Genomic DNA, 20373 nt, shown 5'->3' with positions numbered 1-20373 from the left:
CGCGGCGGCTGAACGAGGTTCGCACGGAGTGTCTGACCCGTTACCGGTGGTGGGACGGTTATCGTGTGGTTCGTTATGAGCGACCCGTTGGGGTTGTCGATCGGGACGACGAACTTGGTCGCGGTACGAGTCGGCAATCGACCTGTGACTCGGCGTTCGGTGCTCGCCTTGCCAGACGGCGTGGTGATGGCCGGTTTCGTGGAGCGGGTCGGTGATCCGGTGCCGCTGGTCGCCCCGAACGGATCACCACATACAGCGGATCGGCTCCTGGTCGAAGCGCTGGCCGAGTTGATCGACAGCGGCGGTGGGGCGCGGTCGGCCAACGTCACCGTGGCGGTCCCCGCCCACTGGGGACCGTCTCCTCAGCGAGCCCTGCGTGACGCGGTGCGCGGACATCCCATCTTCGAGGCCGACGGCACATCGGCCCGGCTGGTTTCGGATGCGGTGGCATCGCTGACGGCGTTGCAGGACAGTCCCGACTTCCCGGCACAGGGCGTGTTGGCGCTGGTGGACTTCGGTGGCGGGGGAACCAGCATCACGCTGGCGGATGCGGGCCGGGCTTTCGAGCCGATCGACGAGACCACACGTCACACCGAGTTCTCCGGTGAGTCGGTGGATCAAGCCCTGCTCGGTCACATACTCGGGGGGCTCGCGATGTCCGGCCAGGCCGATGCCGCGAGCACCGCCGCGGTGGAGTCGCTGGCCCGTCTGCGAAAGAAGTGCCGCGACGCCAAGGAACGGCTGTCGACGGAGCAGGCGACCGACGTCGACGTGCAACTGCCGGGGTACCGGGCGGTGATCCCGGTGACCCGAGGCGAACTGGAGTCGGTGATCGCGACACCACTCGCGGGTGTTCTGGCGGCGTTGGATACGACGTTGCGACGCAACGCAATCGAGTGGCCGGACATCGCTGTCGTGGTCGTGGTGGGCGGCGGTGCCGGCATTCCGCTGATCCGGCAGCGACTAGCCGAGCACTCCGGTTTGCCGGTGATACCGGCACCGCAACCCGGCGCTGCCGCTGCGCTGGGTGCCGCGCTGATCGGGAGGGACATCTCGGCCGCCGAGGCGCCGACCGGGTTGGCGCCGGTGCCGCCGGTGGAGGCTGGGGCGGCGGTCGAAGGTGAGGCGTCGGCGACCTTCCGGGCCCTGGCGTGGTCGCAGGACGACGCGGCCGACGAACCCATGCCGTACACGGCCTCGGGACCGTACGAGGCTCCCTACGACACCGGGTCGCTGCGGGCACCCGTGCAGTACGTGGCCCCGGTCGGACCGATCGACGAACCGCGCGCCTGGCAGCGGCTGCCGGGGCTGGTCTTCGGGATCGCGGCAGCCGTCGCGGTGGTCGCCGTCGGCGGCGTGGCCATCGCATTGACCAGCGCGACAGATGGGAGCGGCGTGACCGAGGCGCCACGTACCTCGCCGGCACCGCCACCGGTGGAGACCGTCGCCAGCAGCGCGCCGCCCCCGCCGCCGGCGACGAGTGAAGCGCCCCCGCCACCGCCGGTGACGACCGTTGTCGTCACGACGCGGCCGACGACCACAACAACTACAACCACGGTTACGACTACAACCACGGCTACAACTACGCCGACCACGACCACAACAACCACGACCACGACAACCACGAGCACGCCGACCACCACCACGCCGACCACCACAACGGCGACCCCGACGACCACCACCACCTATCTGACGGTGCCGTTCGTTCCTGTTCCGATCCCGATTCAAGTGCCGCAGAACCCTTACCAGCCGGTCCCGTAAGGGGGCTGTCGGATAATGCAGCGCTGAATCGGTTACTTGCGGCGGCGGTGGCCGTGGCGATTCCGGCCTCTAGCCTCAGCGCCCGTATGAGTAGTCCGGTTCGTGGAACCGGTTGATGATCGGGATTCGCTCGATGATGCGATCGCGTAGTCGAGGCTGCGGCGGCGGTATGTAAGCGGGCGGCGGCGGAGGCGGCGTGTAAACCGGTGCCGGCGGTGTATAAGCCGGCGCGGGGGGGTACGCCGGTGCCGGCGGGGTATAGGCCGGCGCGGGGGGCGCATAGGCGGGCGGTTCGTAGGCCGGCTCGGCGGCAGGCGCGGCCGGCGGCGGAGGCGCGACCACGGCGATGGTCTGTGCGACGACGGGCTTCGCCTCAGCCGGCGTCATCACCTTCTTGACCGCGGGTGGCACCTGTTCTGTGACGGCCCCGGGCGCGGCCTCGGGTGCCGGTGCGGAGTCGCTGTCGCCGGTCAGGCGCAGGCCGACTGCCGCCGAGATCGACACCACGAATGTCACGACCGCGGCGACAAGGACCGATGCCAGTGCCCCGACCTTCGACGGCGCTCGCATGCTCTCCGTGTCCAGTGTGTTCACCGCACGCGCCGATGCCAGCGCCGCCCCGCGGGCCAACGCGAGGTCGGCTTCGGCCGCGGAGAACACCGGGGAGTCCGTGACATCGCCGAGCGTCGAGGTGACCAGGTCGAGATCGCGGGCCGAACCAACCACGAAGATCGCCGCCGGGCGCCACTCATTGAGCTCGAGCATGGCGATGACGCTGCTCGGCAGCTCGACGACGTCCGCACCGTCGAGCGGTCGGGCGATGCGGTCGACGGTCACGCCGCGGGTGTTGACCATGGCGACCACGGCGGCGTCGGGCTCCACGATGCACACCGCGACGTCGTCGTATTCGGCGATGTCGGCGATGCCCGCCGCGAGTACCTCACCCGCCTCGAGTTCGGAGATCGCGATCGCGTTCTCGTACCCGCGAGCGGTCAGAACCGCCAGCACACTGGATGCGACCTCTTCGACCTCGTTGGTCCAGGTGACGCCGATGGCGTGGACGAGACTGCCGGCGACGTCGGCGAGCACCACATTGAGCAGATCGTCGGGATCGACATCGGCGTCGAAGTCGAACGATCCGCGGTCGACGGTGGCGCCTTCGCCGCTGGTGCCCTCGACGAGCACCCACCGAACCGTGCTGGACGTCATCGACATGCCGAGCACGAGGTCCATAACGTGTCCCCGTTTCTGTGTGAATCAGGGTCCGAGGCTACCCGCAAGGATCAGGGCCGGGACGGCACACCACCGTTCACGCTCATCGTCTGGGCGGTGGCGAAGCTGCGTCGCCGGAGAGCGGCAGTGCCGCCGAAGTACCCGACCGAATCGCTGAGCAGAATTGCGGGATATGTAACGGTTTGATATACACACCGACGTGGGACGGCACTCCGTAGCCAAGAAGCGGCGCACGTCACCGATGGCCGTGGCTGCAGTCATCGCCCCGGCAGCCGTCTTCTTCGCGGTGGCCGGAGACGTCCACTTTTCTGCTCGCCCCGCGCCTGAGGTCGAACCCGTGGTGGCCGAGGACACCACGCCGTGTTGCGTGGAGATCGTCGCGGCCGCACCGGCGGCACCGTCCGCTGCTGCGCCCATCGGCCTGGTGAACTCGAGCTCTGCGCCCGACCCGATGGTCGCCGCGGCCCGGTATCGCACTGTCGACCGCTCGTTGCCGGTCGGCATCGCTCCCGAGCGCGGATTACAGGTGAAGACCATCCTGGCTTCGCGGGCGATCACCGCGGCCTTCCCCGAGATCAGCAACATAGGCGGCGTGCGGCCCGATTCGCTGAGGTGGCATCCCAACGGTCTTGCCCTCGACGTGATGATCCCCAACCCCGGCAGCGCGGAAGGGATTGCACTCGGCGACGAGATCGTCTCGTACGTACTGCGGAATGCGAAGCGCTTCGCGCTTCAGGATGCGATCTGGCGCGGCGTCTACTACACGCCCGACGGCGCTCGCAGCGGCGGTTACGGCCACTACGACCACGTGCACGTCACCACCCACGGCGGCGGCTTTCCCACCGGTGACGAGGTCTACCTCCGCTGAGGCCGTTACTGGCCGCGTGCCGTCCCAATACCGCAGCTGGTGGTGCCGGTAGGGATCGGAGTGTCAGCCGGGGCGGTCCACCTTGGGCGGCGACCGCTGCTCGAGGCGGCGGAGCATCCACCCGAATACTTCACGTCGACTAGCACCTCGTCGGGCGCGACATTGCCCGCGACAGCCGCCATCAGCTCACGGCCTGCCTGGTGAACCAGATGTGCGGCGGCTTCGCATTTCATCCGGTCGTCGACATCGCGATCCCGCTTGTTGCTGCGGTGCGAAATGAAATCAGCTACCCGACGGGCCACGACTTCCACTTGATCAGCCATAGCGAGGTCCGACCTACCCTGCGCGGGTGACAGCACGTGCGCCACCGCTGTGGTCAGTGGTGCCCGCCGTCGTGTTGCCGGCTATCCGCCGAGCCGGTCTGCGGGTCAGGCGCCTCCGGTGCGGTGGGTGCGGGCACGCATGTGGGTGTGCCGTCGACGATGGATTCGCTTCCGTCGCACGCCGGTTCGGCGACAGACTGTGCGTGGGCGCCGCTCAGCGCGATGATGGCGGGAGCAGCGACGAGCGCAAAACCCAGGATGGTCGCACCAGCGAACCTCGCTACAGGACTTGGCAGATCGAACACCTGACACCTCCTCCGAAGGCCTCGGCGGGAAAGCATGGCTGACACACGACGCGCTCACCGCGAGGCTGCTTCGAGACTAACGCCACGGCACGGTCGAATTCAGGAGAACTGGCGGGCTATGGCGACCAGCCGGGCCGCACATCCGCTCAATCCGGGGCCGAGGAATCGGCGGCAGCTTGGCGACAGGCGACGGGTTCCTCGCTATGCGTCGCGGGGGATTACCCATATCGCTGCACGACATCGTCGAGCCAGTCCGGTGTGCCATATATGTCAGCCCGTACTTCTTCGCAAGCTCGCTGAGTTCGGCGGGCAGACAAGGGGCACAACGAGCTTCGATACTATGACCCGGACATCAGCAGCTCGCCGAGACGGTCCCGCACCTCGACAGCAGGGTCAGCCGACCTTTTGCAGCTGGAACGGGCTCTGGGTCACCATTCCGCCTTCACAGCCGTAATTGGAGTCTGATGACAACACGCCACTCAGCGTCACCGGGTCGACCGACATCGACACCACCGCCGGTTCATAGCGTCCGTCGTCGCAGATGAGACCGCCTGGCTTCGAGACCGTGAAGACCCAGCGGCCACCGGCCAGTCTGGTGGGAGTCCGCCACCCCTGGTTGCTGGCAACGGTGCCTGTGCAACCGGCGGGGCCGCAGCTCGTCGCGAAGGTCAGGACCAATATGGAGTCGCCGTCGGTTTCCCGGTAGGTGCCATTCAGCAACGACGGGTCGGCAGTCGCCGTACCGGCGAGTGCGACGCCTGCGATCGCGGGCACTGCGACCGCGGTAGCCAATGTGCGCAAGAGCTTTGCCATAGTGACCAGCAATGTAACGCTCGTGTCAGCCGATCGATGCCAGCGGCACGCCCGATTCCGCGGTTGTGTCCGTCCTGTCGCCGAATCGAAACCCGTGGAGCCGGAGACGTCGAGGTATGCCGCCGCTACGGTGGTGCATAACATCGGCGACCCCCGAGTCGCTGTCGAAGCTCGACGCATATCTCTGATCTAGGCGGTCAGCGCGACGATGAGGGGCATCCCATAACGGCTGCGGTGACGACTGATCCGACGACCGGCCGAGAAGCCGCGCTTCATCTGATATCTCGTCCCGCAACTGCTTTCGCGACACAAGGCTCGTTCCGTGTTGGTGGAGCTGGTGACGGGAATCGAAGCCGCGCTCTCAGTTCGGGGAGTACGGTGAGTACGCCGACGTGCTTGTCACTCGGTAGACATCGACATCTTCGGGCAGGCCCTTAAGGCACTGTGGGCCAAGATATTCGAAAGCCAAACCTGACCCTGCGGAGAGATCGCGAACCGTGCGGCTGGTCAGCACCTCGCCTGCGCTTGCCAACGCGCCGATGCGGGCGCCGGTGTGCACAGCCATCCCGCTCCACTCCTCGCCACGTCTCACACATTCGCCGACATGCACACCGGCACGTATGCGGATGCCCCTCGCCGCGAGTGAGGGCATCAACGCCAGCGCGCAGCGGACCGCCCTCGTGGGGCCATCGAAGAGTGCGAAAACACCATCGCCCGTATGCTTTGCGCGGACCCCTCCATATTGCGAAAGAATGTGGTCGACGACGCTGTCGTGGATGTCGAGTTGGTGTCGCCAGCGTGTATCACCGGCTTTGCCAAGTTGTTCCGTCGAGCTCACGATATCGGTGAACATGACCGTCTTGAGCACACGCTCGTCAACCGGTGCGCCGGCCCGCTCGAAGGTTAGATCGAGAACTATGGGCACGACCTCGCGCAGGATGTCAAACGCGTTGTGGGGACCCGGTGGAAACTCGAGGAATCGGGCATTGGGAATACCGGCTGCCAGAGCGGCAGTGGCTTCGAATGAGACAAATCGATCTCCTGATCGCGCGCAGACAAGCGCTGGCGCACGCACTTTGTCCAGTACATCGCGGACGTCTATCTCCATTAGCGCCTGCCACCACAGCCGTGCCAAATGCGGGCTTGCGATGGACCGTTGAAGCTTGCCGAACAGCTGCCGTACGCCCGGAAGATCGACGACATCGCCGTGAAACAGCTCGGCCAACGCGCCTTCTCCCCAGTGCTTTTCGATGTCATCGAGCTGCGCAGCGATCTGGTCTGGGGTGAATCCCCATGGGAAATCAGGCGGTTGCGCAGAGAACCTCGCAGCTGTCGCGTATAGCAGCAGCCTGTCGACTCGGTCCGGATACGTCACCGCGAACAGAATGCTGATAGGCCCCCCTTCGCCGGTGCCCATGAGAATCGGGTGCGCAGCTTCCACCGCATCGCATACTGCTCGGAGGTCGCCGATGCGCTCCGTCAACGAAGGTGCGTTGGTCACCGGGTCGGAGAGTCCCGCCCCTCGCTTGTCATAAACGACAAACTGTGTCTCTTGAGAGAACAGCTCGATGAGGGGTTGGTATGGGCTCGCCGGATCGCCGTACGTGTCGACATTGCCAACCACCCAGCCGGGCACCCACACGACGACCGGCCCCGAATCGCCGAACACTCGATACGCCAGGTGTACGTCACCATTGCGCGCATAACGCACCTGTCCATCAGACACGTCAATATCGTGTCACCAGCGAAGTGCGAGATCCTGGGATTTCGCTCACGGGCCTCCGACCGCGAGGCGGAGGCGCCCGCTACCGGTGTACCGGGCCGCCAACTGAGCCCAACGCCCTCTAGCGGGCTTTTCTCCTGGTCACTGTGGAGCCGGTGACGGGAATCGAACCCGCGCTCTCAGCTTGGGAAGCTGATGTTCTGCCATTGAACTACACCGGCCTGCTTGAGCACGAAGGCTAACATCCGAGCGGTTAGGCTCGTCGGGTGCTGCTCTCCGACCGCGACATCCGCGCCGAGATCGCTGCCGAGCGACTGGGCCTCGATCCTTTCGACGACACCCTGATCCAGCCGTCGAGCATCGACGTCCGCCTCGACAACCTGTTCCGCGTCTTCAACAACACGCGCTACACGCACATCGATCCGGCCAGACAGCAGGACGAGCTCACCACCCTCGTCCAGCCCGAGTCGGGGGAGCCGTTCGTGCTGCACCCCGGTGAGTTCGTGCTGGGCTCGACGCTGGAGTTGTGCACGCTGCCCGACGACCTCGCCGGCCGGCTGGAGGGCAAGTCCTCCCTGGGCCGTCTCGGGCTGCTGACGCACTCCACCGCCGGCTTCATCGACCCCGGGTTCTCCGGCCACATCACGCTCGAGTTGTCGAACGTGGCCAACCTGCCGATCACACTGTGGCCCGGAATGAAGATCGGTCAGCTGTGCCTTCTGCGCCTGACCAGCCCCGCCGAGCACCCTTACGGCAGTGCGCGGGCCGGGTCGAAGTACCAGGGTCAACGCGGTCCGACGCCGTCGCGCTCGTACCAGAACTTCATCAAGTCCAGGTGACTCTGGAGCCGACCGTTGAACCGCTGGTGAGAAGTCGGTAATCGCGGCGAAACACGAAACATTTCCGAAACACGCGTGCCGCGCCGCGGAAACGTCCGGCCGGAATGCTCTTCCCGACCGGGAGGAGACCCCCATGGACGCGATCGATCCCGCCGCTACGGCCTGGCTGCTGGCGGCGACGGCGATGGTGCTGTTGATGACGCCCGGCTTGGCGATCTTCTACGGCGGCATGGTCCGCACCACCGGCGTGCTCAACATGATCATGATGTGCTTCATCTCGATCCCGCTGTGTACCGTCGCGTGGCTGCTGGCGGGCTACAGCGTGGCCTTCTCCGAGGACGCCGGTCGCGGCCTGATCGGCAACCTCAGGCATTTCGGGATGCTCGGCATCGATCCGACGACGCTGCGCGGCGACGTCCCCGAACTGCTGTTCGCGACATTCGAGCTCACGTTCGCGATCGTCACCGCCGCGCTCGTCAGCGGCGCGATCGCCGACCGTGCCCGGTTCGCGGCGTGGACGGTGTTCGTCCCGGTGTGGACGGTGGCGGTCTACGCCGTGGTGGCGCACTGGGTCTGGGGCCCCGGCGGCTGGATGTTCGAACTCGGAGTGCTCGACTATGCCGGCGGCTTGGTCGTCGAAATCGTCTCCGGCGCATCGGCTCTGGCGCTGGCCCTGGTACTCGGCCCGCGGATCGGCTTCAAGAAGGACGCCATGCGCCCGCACAACCTTCCGTTCGTCTTGCTTGGTGCGGGGCTGCTGTGGTTCGGCTGGTTCGGGTTCAACGCCGGGTCGGCGCTGGGCGCCAACGGCACGGCGGCCGCGGTGTTCCTCAACACCTTGGTCGCCGGCTGCCTCGGCATGCTCGGCTGGATCACCGTCGAGCGCATCCGCGACGGCAAGCCCACCACGTTTGGCGCCGCCTCCGGTGTGGTCGCCGGCCTCGTCGCGATCACGCCGTCTTGTGGGACGGTCAACACCCTTGGTGCGTTCATCGTCGGGGCCGCGGCCGGAGTGGTCTGCTCGTTCGCGGTCGGCCTGAAGTTCCGGTGGGGATACGACGACTCGCTCGACGTGGTCGGCGTGCACTTCGTCGGCGGTGTCGTCGGTGTGCTGCTGATCGGCTTGATCGCCACCGAGGTGATGACCGCAGGCCCCTCGGGCCTCTTCTACGGCGGCGGTCTGACCCAACTCGGTAAGCAGTCGCTCGCGGTGGTGATCGTGGCGCTCTACGCCTTCACCGCCTCGTACCTGATCGCCAAGGTGATCGATCGGATGATGGGATTTCGCGTCAGCGCCGAGGACGAGACCACCGGCGTCGACTTCACCCAGCACGCCGAGACCGCCTACGCCGAGGGCGTGCACGGCCATGTGCCGACGCGTCGCCCGGGTCTGGCGGCGCTGGAAACCTTCGATGCGCCACAGCGCCCCGAACCCGCCGAAGACCACTGAAAAATAACCGTCGACCGCCGGGCGCCTACGGCGGTATACACGAGTAAGGTCGAGATACCGGCGTCGGCAGCATCCCCCTCAGCAAATACCGGCAGAGGCGTAACGCCTGTGCTACCCACGGCGATGAAGTACTAGTCGCCGACTTGTGCGGGGTGAGATGCCAATCGGCGACCCAGGCAGCGTAGCAAACTTAATGGAGGGGCAGTGGACATCGTACTGGGTGTGTCGATGACACCCGTGACGGTCCGCATGGTGCTGGTCGAGGGCGATAAAGCCGACGGGGCGATTGTCGACCACGACGTCTTCGACGTCCGCAGTGGCGAGGACCCGGCAACGTCGGACGCGGCCGCCCAGGTGGTGGATGCGGTGCTCGGCACCAAGGAGAGCGCCGAGACAGGCGGCCACGACCTCAAGGCCATCGGCGTCACCTGGAGCGACCATGCCGAGGCGGCCCAACTGCGCGATGCCCTGGCCGCCCGCGGCATCGACGACGTCATGCTCGTCTCCGACGGGCATGCCGCGGCCGCGCTCGCCCAAGCCGTTGGCCGCGCGGTCGGCTACGAGACCACGGCATTGCTGTTCATCGACCGTGACACTGCGACGCTGTCGGTCGTGCAGACCGACGACGGGTCGGTGACCAAGGTGCTCAGCAGCAGCCTGCACAGCCAGGACGCGATGGCGGTGCTGGCCGACATGGCTGCCGCCGTCGACGCCCAAGACGCGCCGCCACAGGGCATGTTCGTGGTGGGCTCCGGCGTCGACGTCAGCGCGGTGAAGAGCCATCTGGCAGATCTGGTGCGGTTGCCGGTGCAGGCTCCCGACGAGCCGGAGATGGCACTGGCCCGCGGCGCAGCACTGGCGGCGGCCAACGCGCCCGCGTTCGAGGCGTCCACCGTCGGACTCGCCTACTCGCAGGACCCCGATGGCACCACGGCCGGCTCGGCGTATGCCGGACTCGCAGGAGCCGAGACCCAGCTGGCCCCTGCCGGTGGCGACGGTGCCTCCCTCGACGACAACGGGGCGCGCACCGATCTGTCGCTTGTTCCCACCGAGGACCGCAAGCCGTTCCTGCTCGTCGGCAGCGCGCTGACGTCGATTTTCGTGGTCGGCGTTGTGGCGCTGGTGATTTCGCTGGCGGTGAACATCCGCCCAACGGCCGACCAGCGTCCGAGTCCCGCGCAGAGCGCGATCGTGCCGAGCACCGTCGCGCCCGCTCCGCCGCCCCCGCCGGCCGAACAGGCGCAGCCGATCGTGGCGCCACCGCCACCGGAGGCGGAGACCATCAAGGCCCCGGTCCCGGTCGTTCAGGAGCAGCCCGCGCCGCAGGCGCCGCCGCGGACCGTCTACGTCGAGGCGCCCGCCCCGGCGCCGCAAGCGCCAGCGCCGGCTCCTGCGCCGGCAGCACCGCCACCCGCGGCTGTTCCCGCGGCCCCTGTACCGGTGGCTCCGGCCCCGGTTCCGGTGTACGTGCCGCCGGTGGTCGCACCTCCGCAGTACTACCCGCAGCCGCAGAACCCCTGGAGTCCGCCGTGGTCACCGCCCCGTCCCAGGTGGACCCCGCCGAAGGTGCCGACGTGGACTCCGTCGTGGGACGAGGAGCCCGAGGTCTCCGCGCCCCGGGTGGCGCCTGTGCCGCGCGTGCCGTCCGTGCAGAAAGGGCCTGGTAGCGGCTCCGGATCCGGCAGCTATCCCGGCAGTGGGCCGGGGTGGTATCCGGGCGGATCGATCGACAACGGGTCCTCCCGCGGGTCGGGCGGGTCGCCCAAACGCGGCGGGTCGAACTGCTTCCTGATCTTCTGCAGTTAGCTTGTAACCTGCCGTTGGCCCGGCGCTCAGTGTCGCGTAGCGGTTAGCTCATCGGGACCGCATATCAAGACGCTATGCGGTGCACCGTCTTCGGCACGGGTTATCTGGGAGCCACCCACGCGGCGGGTATGGCCGAGTTGGGCCACGAGGTGCTCGGCGTCGACATCGACGCCGGCAAGGTGGCCAAGCTGGCCTCGGGTGAGATCCCGTTCTACGAGCCCGGTCTGCGAAAAATGCTCAGCGACAATCTTGCCGCCGGTCGTCTGATGTTCACCACCGACTACGAGGCCGCCGCCGATTTCGCCGACCTGCACTTCCTCGGTGTGGGAACGCCACAGAAGAAGGGGGAGTACGGCGCAGACCTGCGTCATGTGCACGCGGTGATCGACACGCTGGTGCCCCGGCTGCGGCGGTCGGCCGTGATCGTCGGCAAGTCGACGGTGCCGGTAGGGACGGCCGCCGAGCTGGCGGAGCGGGCGGCTGCGCTCGCACCCTCGGAGGTGAACGTCGAGATTGCCTGGAACCCGGAGTTCCTGCGTGAGGGCTTCGCCGTGCACGACACGCTGCGCCCCGACCGTATCGTGCTTGGGGTGCAATCGAGTTCGGGCAGTGCAGCGGCCGCGATCCGGAAACTGTACGCCCCGCTGCTGGCACAGCAGGTACCGCTGCTGGTCACCGATCTGCAGACCGCCGAACTGGTCAAGGTGTCGGCAAATGCGTTCCTGGCCACCAAGATCTCGTTCATCAACGCGATCTCCGAAGTGTGCGAGGCCGTCGATGCCGACGTCACGCTTCTCGCCGACGCACTGGGCTACGACTCGCGGATCGGTCGTCGCTTCCTGAATGCCGGGCTGGGGTTCGGCGGCGGCTGTCTTCCCAAGGACATTCGCGCATTCATGGCCCGCGCTGGTGAACTGGGCGCCAACCATGCCCTGACGTTCCTGCGTGAGGTGGACAGCATCAACATGCGTCGCCGCAGCAAGATGGTGGAACTGGCGGCCGTCGCGTGCGGTGGGTCGCTGCTCGGCGCGAACGTCGCGGTGCTCGGTGCTGCGTTCAAGCCGGAGTCCGACGACGTGCGCGACTCGCCCGCGCTCACGGTTGCGGGCATGCTGCAACTCAACGGCGCCAACGTCAGTGTCTATGACCCCAAGGCGATGGAGAACTCGCGGCGGGAGTTTCCGACGCTGGTCTACGCGACGTCGGTCACCGAGGCATGCGAGCGTGCCGATGCCGTGCTGGTGCTCACCGAGTGGCGCGAGTTCGTCGACCTGGATCCCGTCGACCTGGCCGGGACAGTACGCGCGAAAGTCGTTGTCGACGGCCGTAACTGCCTCGACGCCGACCGGTGGGGCGACGCCGGCTGGCAGGTGTACTGCCTCGGCAGGAGCGTAGCCCCGCTCGGTCGGTAGGCTCGGGCAGTGACCGAACCATTGCTCGGGTGAGGGAGGGTCACGTGGAACCGATTCGTCCGACTGGGCATGCGGGCCCCATCCGGCACCGGATCCGGTGGCTCGCGGTGCACGGTTTCGTGCGGGGCGTGTCGAAGTTGCTCGCCCGTCGCGGCGATCCATGGGGCCGGATGATCGCCGATCCGACCGTGCGCGCCGACCCGGTCGCGTTCGCCGAGGAACTCCGCGCACGGGGGCCGATCGTCGAGGGCGCCATCGTCGACCTCACCGTCGATCACGAGATCGCCAACGATCTGCTGCGGTCCGAGGATTTCGAGGTTCTGCCGATCGGGTCCAACCTGCCCAAGCCGGTGCGGTGGGTCGCGAACCGCACCAAGACCGACCTGCTGCATCCGCTGGAACCGCCGTCGATGCTGTCGGTGGAACCACCCGAACACACCCGGTACCGCAGTCTGGTGTCGTCGGTGTTCACTCCCAGAGCCGTTGCCGCGCTGAGGGACCGGGTGCAGGAGACCGCCGCATCCCTGCTTGACGAACTCGCCGCCGCTGAAACCGTCGACGTCGTCGATCGCTACTGCGCCCAGTTACCGGTTGCGGTGATCGGCGACATCCTTGGTGTGCCCGACGAGGACAGGGCCCAGGTCCTGGAGTTCGGTGAACGCGGTGCGGCGAGCCTCGACATCGGGCTGACCTGGCCGCAGTACCGAACCGTCTACCGCAGCGTCGAGGGTTTCAACGACTGGCTGTCCCGGCACCTCGAATCGTTGCGGCGCAACCCTGGCGAGGACCTGATGAGTCAGCTGATCGCGGCGTCCGACGAGGGCACCCGGCTCAATCAGCGCGAATTGATGGCCACGGCGGGTTTGGTGCTGGCCGCCGGGTTCGAGACGACGGTGAACCTGCTGGGCAACGGAATCCGGATGCTGATCGACCATCCACAGCATCTCCAGACGCTGGCGCAGCGCCCCGAGTTGTGGCCCACCGCGGTGGAGGAGATCCTGCGGCTCGACCCGCCGGTGCAACTCACCGCGCGGTGGGCGAGGACGGACACCGAGATTGCCGGCCACCTGGTCGATCGCGGCAGAGGCGTGATCCTCCACATCGCCGGGGCCAACCGCGATCCCAACGTGTTCGACGACCCGCATCGCTTCGACCTCGAACGCGAGAATGCGGGCAGGCATCTGTCGTTCTCCGGTGGCAGGCACTTCTGCCTGGGAGCGGCCCTCGCCCGCGCCGAGGGCGAGGTCGGACTGCGGACGTTCTTCGAGCGCTTCCCCGAGGCGCGGCTAGCCGGTGAAGGCAGCAGGCGCGAAACGCGGGTGCTTCGTGGGTGGGCGTCGCTGCCAGTCAGGTTGGGAACGGCACGTACTCCGCTGAGTTCGGCGTCCTGACGAGGCCGACGGGCGAGAGGGAACGACCCCGGCGCAAACGAGATCCGCATTATCGGCGGCTTTCGCGTCAAGTATTGAGTACGTTCGGGGCGTGGATTTCCGAGCCGCGCTGCTCGACCAGACCCGGGCCTTCGGGGAACTGATCCGCAGTGCAGACCCGTCAACACCGGTGCCGACCTGTCCCGACTGGACGCTCAAGCAGCTGTTCCGCCATGTCGGCCGCGGACATCGGTGGGCCGCACAGATCATCGCCGAGCACCGGATGTCCGCACTGGATCCGCGCGAGGTGCGCGACGGCAGACCGCCCGATGATCCCGACGGCGCGGCCGACTGGCTCATCCAGGGCGCGCAACTGGTCATCGACGCGGTCGACTGGGCCGGCCCGGCCACCCGCGTGTGGACGTTTCGCGGACCTCGTCCCGCGGGCTGGTGGATCCGTCGACGGCTGCATGAGGTCCTCGTGCACCGAGCGGACGCCGCGCTGGCCCTGGGGTCCGACTACGACTTGGCGCCCGACCTCGCCGCCGACGCGATCTGCGAGTGGATCGAGTTGATGTCGGGCTACAGTGCACACCCGGCGCTGGACGTCGGCAGGTCCATCCATCTGCACGCCACCGACGAGGGGCTCGGGCCGACGGGTGAGTGGACCATCGTCCATGACAGGGACGGCGTCTGGTACTCGCACAACCACTCCAAGGCCGACACCGCCCTGCGCGGCACCGCCACCGACCTACTTCTGGCGCTCACCCGTCGGCGCACGGCTGCCGACCTCGGCATCGAGGTGTTGGGTGACGCCGCGGTATGGGATGCGTGGCTGGAGCGCACTAGCTTTTAGGCAGGCCGGCCGAGCGACCGCCCGGAGTCGCAAGTACGGCCGCGATGCCTGTGGTCAGCGGCACCGACAATGCCAACGCGATACCACCGACCGCCGAGCGCGCGATCTCGATGGCCACGCTCTCGCTGGTGAGCACGTCGCCCAGGGTTCGGTTGGCCACGCTGAACAACAGCAGCAACGGCAGTGCGCTGCCCGCATAAGCCAGCACCAGCGTGTACACGGTGCTCGCGATGTGGTCACGCCCCACCCGCATCGCGCCCACATAGATCGTCCGCCGCGAGCTGCCCTCCAGTTCGGCCAGCTCGAACACCGTCGAGGCCTGCGTGACCGTGACGTCGTTGAGCACACCGAGCGAGCCGATGATGAACCCGGCCAGCAGCAGCCCGGTGATCGACACGTCGCCCAAGTACGCGGCCACCTCGTTGTTCCGATCTTCGGAGAGACCCGTCAGGTGCGCCAATTCGATTGCGCCCCAAGACAGCACCGCGGCCAGCAGCAGCGAGGTGAGCGTCCCGAGCAGAGCGGCGCTGGTCCGCAGACTCACACCGTGCGCCAGGTAGATGACCGCGTAGAGGATCAACGCCGATGCCACCAATGCGACGGGGATGGCGGCGGCGCCGTCGCGCAGCGCCGGGAGCATGAACACCACCAGCACCAGGAATGCGACCACGATGCCGACGAGCGCCCGCAACCCGCGCCATCGGGCGACCGCGACCACCACCACCGCGAACGCCGCGGCGAGCGCGATCAGCGGCCAGGTCCGTTCGTAGTCGTAGAACGAGTAGGTCGTGGTGCCGGCCGCGTCGACCTGGCGGCTGATGCGGACCTGGTCGCCGACGGCGAGGTCGGGTTGGCCCGGGCCGCCGCTGAACTCGAGGACGGTGTTCGCGCCTTCGTTGGGTCCCGACTCGATCGCGATCAGCGTCTGCACGCATTGCGCGCCGGCACCCTCGGCCGCAACCGGATCGGCGGTGAGCACCTGCCCGACCGACGGGCTGCCGCACGTCGCGGTGGTGCTCGAGCGAACCAGCCCCGACTCGGTGGTGACCGCGCCGCCCTCGGCGTTCTGAAACGGTAACGGAATGTCGACCTTCTGCTCGCTCGGCCACAACCACGCCGCCCCGGATAAGACGACCACGCCGATCGCGATCAGCAAGCCGACGACGATTTTCGCGGCGATCGGCCCGAGCGGCGCCGGACCCGTCGAGGAGTGGGAGTGCCCGTGCGAGTGCGTCACGGACAACAGCGTAGAAGGGCGCTACTGGCGGTAGCTGACCAGGAAGTTACCCAGCCGCTCGATCGCGTTCGCCAGGTCGCGGGCCCACGGCAGCGTCACGATGCGGAGGTGATCGGGTGTGGGCCAGTTGAAGCCGGTGCCCTGGGTGACGAGGATTTTCTCTTGCAGCATGAGGTCCAGGACAAGCTGCTCGTCGTCGACGATGTCGTAGACCTCGGGGTCCAGGCGCGGGAACGTATACAGCGCGCCTTGAGGTTTCACGCAGGACACCCCGGGGATTTCGTTGAGCATCTGCCAGGCCACGTCGCGCTGCTCGAGCAGCCGGCCACCCGGCAGCACCAGGTCGTCGATACTCTGATACCCGCCCAGGGCGACCTGAATCGCGTGTTGCGCAGGCACATTCGGGCACAGCCGCATGTTCGCGAGCAGGCTGATGCCCTCGATGAAGCTCCCGGCATTCTCTTTGGGCCCGGTGATCACAAGCCAGCCCGAGCGGTAACCGGCCACCCGGTAGGCCTTCGACAGGCCGTTGAAGGTCAGGGTCAGCACATCGGGCGCCACCGAAGCCATCGCGACGTGCTCGGCGTCATCGTAGAGGATCTTGTCGTAGATCTCGTCGGCCAGCAGCATCAGCTCGTGTTTGCGCGCCAAATGCGCGATCTGCGTGAGAATCTCACGGCTGTACACCGCGCCGGTCGGGTTGTTCGGATTGATCACCACGATCGCCTTCGTGCGGTCGGTGATCTTGGCTTCCAGGTCGGCGATGTCGGGCATCCACCCTTGCGTCTCGTCGCACAGATAGTGCACCGGGGTGCCGCCCGCCAACGACGTGCACGCGGTCCACAGCGGATAGTCCGGCGCCGGAATCAGTACCTGGTCGCCGTTGTCCAGCAACGCCTGCAGTGTCATCTGGATCAACTCCGAGGCGCCGTTGCCCAGATACACGTCCTCGACGTCGAACCTCGGGAACCCCTCGACGAGTTCGTAACGGGTGAACACCGCGCGCCGGGCCGGCATGATGCCTTTGGAGTCGGAATAGCCCTGGGCGTACGGCAGCGCCGCGATGATGTCGCGCATGATCACGTCCGGCGCCTCGAACCCGAACGGCGCGGGGTTGCCGATGTTCAGCTTGAGGATGCGATGACCCTCGGCTTCGAGGCGGGAGGCGTGCTCGTGCACCGGTCCCCGGATCTCGTACAGGACGTCCTGCAGCTTGGAGGACTGCGTGAACGTGCGCTGCCGCGGGGCATGCCCGGCGGCATGAATCGGCACGTGGTGCGTGGTCACGTCCTTCATGTTCTCACTTCTGTCCAGCGATTAACGAAAATCGCCGGGGAACGTCTCAGCGCTTGCCCGGCGGGCGAGCACCCCTGGCGATGCCGAGGCCCTTCACCGCCGGCGGCTCGGGCTTGTCTCCGCCGTCGCTGTCGGATGACTCAGGGGCAGCGCCGGATTCGCCGCTACTCGCCGGTTCCGCTTGCGTGGCAGCCGGTTTGGGGGCAGCGGATGGCTGCGCCGGCGCAGCCGCCTTCTTGGCGCCGGGTCGGCGCGCACCCGGGGCGATGCCCAGCCCCTTGACCTCCGGCTCGGGCTTGTCGTCCAATCCGCGGTCCGAGTCAGCCGTATCGGTCTTGCCGCCCGGCGTTGCCTGGTCCGGATCGACGTTGGGCGGCTGGGTGACGGTGGCTTCGCCCTCGTTGGGTGATGCCGGCTTGGCCGCCTTCTTCGCGCCCGGACGCTTCGCGCCCGCAGCAAGACCGAGTCCCTTCGCCGGTGGCGCTGCGGCAGCGGGCTTTTCGGCCGGTTCGCCCGCCGCCGCGGCCTTCTTCGCGCCGGGTCGCTTGGCGCCGCCCGCGATCCCGAGACCGGTGACCGGTTTGGTTTCCGTCGCCGTGGCGGCCTCGACCTTGGCGGCCTCGGGTTCCGGCTTGGGTTCGGGCTCAGCATCGGCCGGCGCCGCCGTCACGGGCGCCGCCGCGGCCAGCGTGGCGGCGCGCTCCTCGGCTTCTTTGGCCGCGGTGCCCTTCTCCGGCAGCACGATGGCGGTCTTGTCCAGCGAACCCAGCAGCAGCTGCGCCACGTCGAGAACCTCGGCCTTTTCCACGTTACGGCTGGCGGCCACGTCGTCGACACCGTCGGTGATCATCACGCGGCAGAACGGGCAGCCGGTTGCGATCGTCGAGGCGGTGTCCATGGCTTCTTCGGTGCGTTCCACGTTGACGCGCTTGCCGATGTGCTCTTCCATCCACATCCGCGCGCCACCGGCACCGCAGCACAGGCCGCGGTCGGCGTGCCGCGGCATCTCGGTCAGCTTCGCGCCCGACGCCCCGATCAGCTCACGCGGCGCCGAGTACTCCTTGTTGTGCCGGCCGAGGTAGCAGGGGTCGTGGTACGTGATGTCCATCCCACCGTCGGCGGGGGCGACTGGGATCAGCTTCTTGTCGCGCACCAGCCGGTTCAGCAGCTGCGTATGGTGCAGCACCGTGAAGTTGCCGCCGACCTGCGGGTACTCGCGGCCCAGCGTGTTGAAGCAGTGTGGGCAGGTGACCACGATCTTGCGGTCCACCCGCTCGACGCCCTCGAACAGCTCGTTGAGGGTCTCGACGTTCTGCGCGGCGAGTTGCTGGAACAGGAACTCGTTGCCCGAGCGGCGGGCCGAGTCGCCGTTGCAGGTTTCGCCCTCGCCGAGCACCAGGAATTTCACTCCCGCCGCGGCCAGCAGTTCGGCGACGGCCTTGGTGGTCTTCTTCGCGCGGTCCTCGTAGGCGCCGGCGCAGCCCACCCAGAACAGGTACTCGTAGCCGTCGAACGACTCGACGTCCTTGCCGTACACCGGCACGTCGAAGTCGACCTCTTCGATCCAGTTCGTACGGTCCTTGGCGTTCTGGCCCCACGGGTTGCCCTTGGTCTCCAGGTTCTTGAACAGCACGCCGAGCTCGCCGGGGAACTCGGACTCCATCATCACCTGGTAGCGGCGCATGTCGACGATGTGGTCGATGTGCTCGATGTCGACGGGGCACTGCTCGACGCACGCGCCGCACGTCGTACAGGACCAGAGCACGTCGGGGTCGATGACGCCGCCCTGTTCCTCGGTGCCTACCAGGGGCCGAGTGGCCTGTGCGGGACCCGAACCGAGGATCCGCTCGAAGCCCGACTCGGGGACGTGCTCGTGCGAATGCTCCTCGGATTGCTTCTCGCCGCGGAGTTCTTCCCCGAGACCGCCTTCGGGCGTGTTCTCCAGCGGCGATTCCTTGTCACCGAGGATGTAGGGCGCCTTGGCGAACAGATGGTCGCGCAGGTTCATGATCACGAGCTTGGGCGACAGCGGCTTACCGGTGTTCCACGCCGGGCACTGCGACTGGCACCGACCGCACTCGGTGCACGTTGTCATGTCGAGGTAGGCCTTCCACGTGAAGTCCTCGATCTTGCCGCGGCCCAGCACGGCGTCCTCCGGCGGATCCTCGAAGTCGATTGACTTGCCCTCATACTCGACCGGCAGCAGCGGGCCCAGGCCGTCGGGCAGTCGCTTGAACGTCACGTTGATCGGGGCCAGGCCGATGTGCAGGTGCTTGGAGTGCAGCACGATCAACAGGAAGACCAGCATCACCGCGATGTGCATGAGCAAGGCGATGGTCTCGACCCACTCGTTGGCAGTTTCGCCGAGGGGACTCAGCACCCAGCCCATGAACTGGGAGAAGAACGCGCCGTTGCCGTACGGCAGGGCACCGGTGTTCACCGCGGCGCCACGAACCAGCGCGTAGGTCCAGATGACGTTGAAGATCATGAACAGGATCAGCCAGGCGCCACCGGTGTGCGACCCATAGAACCGGGACTCGCGGCCGTGCTCCTTGGGTTCGGTGCGCACCCGGATGATCGCGAAGACGATGATGCCGGCGAGCACGGCGACGGCGAAGAAGTCCTGCAGGAAGCCCAGCGCGTCCCAGCGGCCGATGAACGGGATATGGAAGTCGTGGTCGAAGAGCAGACCGTAGGCCTCGAGGTAGACCGACGCCAGAATGAAGAAGCCCCACATCGTGAAGAAGTGCGCGAGGCCCGGAATCGACCACTTCAACAGCCGGGTTTGCCCGAAAACCTCTTTGATCTGCGTCCCGATGCGCGTGGCGAGGTGGTCTTTGCGGTTGTTCTCCGGGCTCGTCCGTGCTCCGGAGCGGATGAGGTTCGTCAGCCAGAGCACGCGTCTTGCGGCGAACACCAGAACGAGTGCGGTCAGCGCGAGGCCGACGACAAGCCTGATCAGCATCTGGGTATCCACGGCGCGCCTCCCGTTCCCAAGTTACTCAAGAGTAACTTATCTCAAGTTACCCGTCGGTAACTTTAGCTCAGGGCCTGCTCAAGCCCGGGGGTCATAGTTGCATC

General features: G+C 67.1%; 15 protein-coding genes and 1 tRNA gene. 8 read left to right on the top strand and 8 right to left on the bottom strand.

Features of this window, described 5'->3' with window-relative positions:
- Positions 1-75 precede the first annotated feature (75 nt).
- Positions 76-1761 (top strand): Hsp70 family protein, encoded by a 1686-nt coding sequence (locus QGN32_RS09815; RefSeq protein WP_326548379.1) that lies wholly within the window; start codon positions 76-78, stop codon positions 1759-1761.
- A 75-nt stretch (positions 1762-1836) separates the two neighbouring features.
- Here QGN32_RS09815 and QGN32_RS09810 read toward each other — a convergent pair whose 3' ends face one another.
- Positions 1837-2994 (bottom strand): DUF7159 family protein, encoded by a 1158-nt coding sequence (locus QGN32_RS09810; RefSeq protein WP_326548378.1) that lies wholly within the window; start codon positions 2992-2994, stop codon positions 1837-1839.
- 199 nt (positions 2995-3193) lie between these two features.
- Between QGN32_RS09810 and QGN32_RS09805 the strand changes: the two genes are divergently transcribed.
- Complete coding sequence (locus QGN32_RS09805) at positions 3194-3862, top strand: VldE C-terminal domain-containing protein (RefSeq protein WP_326548377.1); 669 nt, start codon at positions 3194-3196, stop codon at positions 3860-3862.
- A 376-nt stretch (positions 3863-4238) separates the two neighbouring features.
- Here the strand turns inward: QGN32_RS09805 and QGN32_RS09800 are convergent, their stop codons facing one another.
- The 4 genes from QGN32_RS09800 to QGN32_RS09785 all read right to left on the bottom strand — a co-directional run bounded on the left by QGN32_RS09800 (position 4239) and on the right by QGN32_RS09785 (position 7247).
- Entirely contained in the window at positions 4239-4490 is a 252-nt protein-coding gene (locus QGN32_RS09800) for a hypothetical protein (RefSeq protein WP_326548376.1), read from the bottom strand.
- A 393-nt stretch (positions 4491-4883) separates the two neighbouring features.
- Positions 4884-5303, bottom strand: coding sequence for a hypothetical protein (locus QGN32_RS09795; protein ID WP_326548375.1), 420 nt, complete (start codon positions 5301-5303; stop codon positions 4884-4886).
- 361 nt (positions 5304-5664) lie between these two features.
- Positions 5665-7029, bottom strand: a complete 1365-nt coding sequence (locus QGN32_RS09790) for an adenylate/guanylate cyclase domain-containing protein (RefSeq protein ID WP_326548374.1) — start codon at positions 7027-7029, stop codon at positions 5665-5667.
- 144 nt (positions 7030-7173) lie between these two features.
- Positions 7174-7247 (bottom strand) — tRNA-Gly (locus tag QGN32_RS09785).
- A gap of 45 nt (positions 7248-7292) precedes the next feature.
- Here QGN32_RS09785 and dcd point away from each other — a divergent pair.
- From dcd to QGN32_RS09755, 6 genes are all read left to right on the top strand, one after another.
- The gene (dcd, locus tag QGN32_RS09780; protein ID WP_326548373.1) at positions 7293-7865 is read left to right on the top strand and encodes a dCTP deaminase; all 573 of its coding nucleotides are present in this window, start codon (positions 7293-7295) and stop codon (positions 7863-7865) included.
- Positions 7866-7998: 133 nt separating this feature from the next.
- Positions 7999-9315, top strand: coding sequence for an ammonium transporter (locus tag QGN32_RS09775; protein ID WP_326548372.1), 1317 nt, complete (start codon positions 7999-8001; stop codon positions 9313-9315).
- 204 nt (positions 9316-9519) lie between these two features.
- Positions 9520-11121, top strand: a complete 1602-nt coding sequence (locus QGN32_RS09770; RefSeq protein WP_326548371.1) for a DUF7159 family protein — start codon at positions 9520-9522, stop codon at positions 11119-11121.
- Positions 11122-11195: 74 nt separating this feature from the next.
- A complete protein-coding gene (locus QGN32_RS09765; RefSeq protein WP_326548370.1) occupies positions 11196-12533 on the top strand; it encodes a UDP-glucose dehydrogenase family protein in 1338 nt (445 codons plus the stop codon).
- A gap of 80 nt (positions 12534-12613) precedes the next feature.
- Positions 12614-13924: a cytochrome P450 gene (locus QGN32_RS09760; protein WP_326549008.1), complete on the top strand. Its 1311-nt coding sequence runs from the start codon at positions 12614-12616 to the stop codon at positions 13922-13924.
- A gap of 91 nt (positions 13925-14015) precedes the next feature.
- Entirely contained in the window at positions 14016-14759 is a 744-nt protein-coding gene (locus tag QGN32_RS09755) for a maleylpyruvate isomerase family mycothiol-dependent enzyme (protein WP_326548369.1), read from the top strand.
- Here the strand turns inward: QGN32_RS09755 and QGN32_RS09750 are convergent.
- From QGN32_RS09750 to QGN32_RS09740, 3 genes are read right to left on the bottom strand one after another with little or no spacing between them, the layout of a single operon-like run.
- Complete coding sequence (locus tag QGN32_RS09750) at positions 14749-15996, bottom strand: YibE/F family protein (RefSeq protein WP_326548368.1); 1248 nt, start codon at positions 15994-15996, stop codon at positions 14749-14751. The two genes, QGN32_RS09755 and QGN32_RS09750, sit on opposite strands and share 11 nt — an antisense overlap.
- A gap of 21 nt (positions 15997-16017) precedes the next feature.
- Positions 16018-17292: a pyridoxal phosphate-dependent aminotransferase gene (locus tag QGN32_RS09745; RefSeq protein ID WP_326548367.1), complete on the bottom strand. Its 1275-nt coding sequence runs from the start codon at positions 17290-17292 to the stop codon at positions 16018-16020.
- Between the two features lie 46 nt (positions 17293-17338).
- A complete protein-coding gene (locus QGN32_RS09740) occupies positions 17339-20269 on the bottom strand; it encodes a heterodisulfide reductase-related iron-sulfur binding cluster (RefSeq protein ID WP_326548365.1) in 2931 nt (976 codons plus the stop codon).
- Positions 20270-20373: the final 104 nt, after the last annotated feature.

Source organism: Mycolicibacterium sp. ND9-15 (genome assembly GCF_035918395.1).
GTDB lineage: Bacteria > Actinomycetota > Actinomycetes > Mycobacteriales > Mycobacteriaceae > Mycobacterium.
The sequence above is the reverse complement of the archived record's forward strand: the minus strand, read 5'-3'. Positions and strand labels throughout refer to the sequence as shown.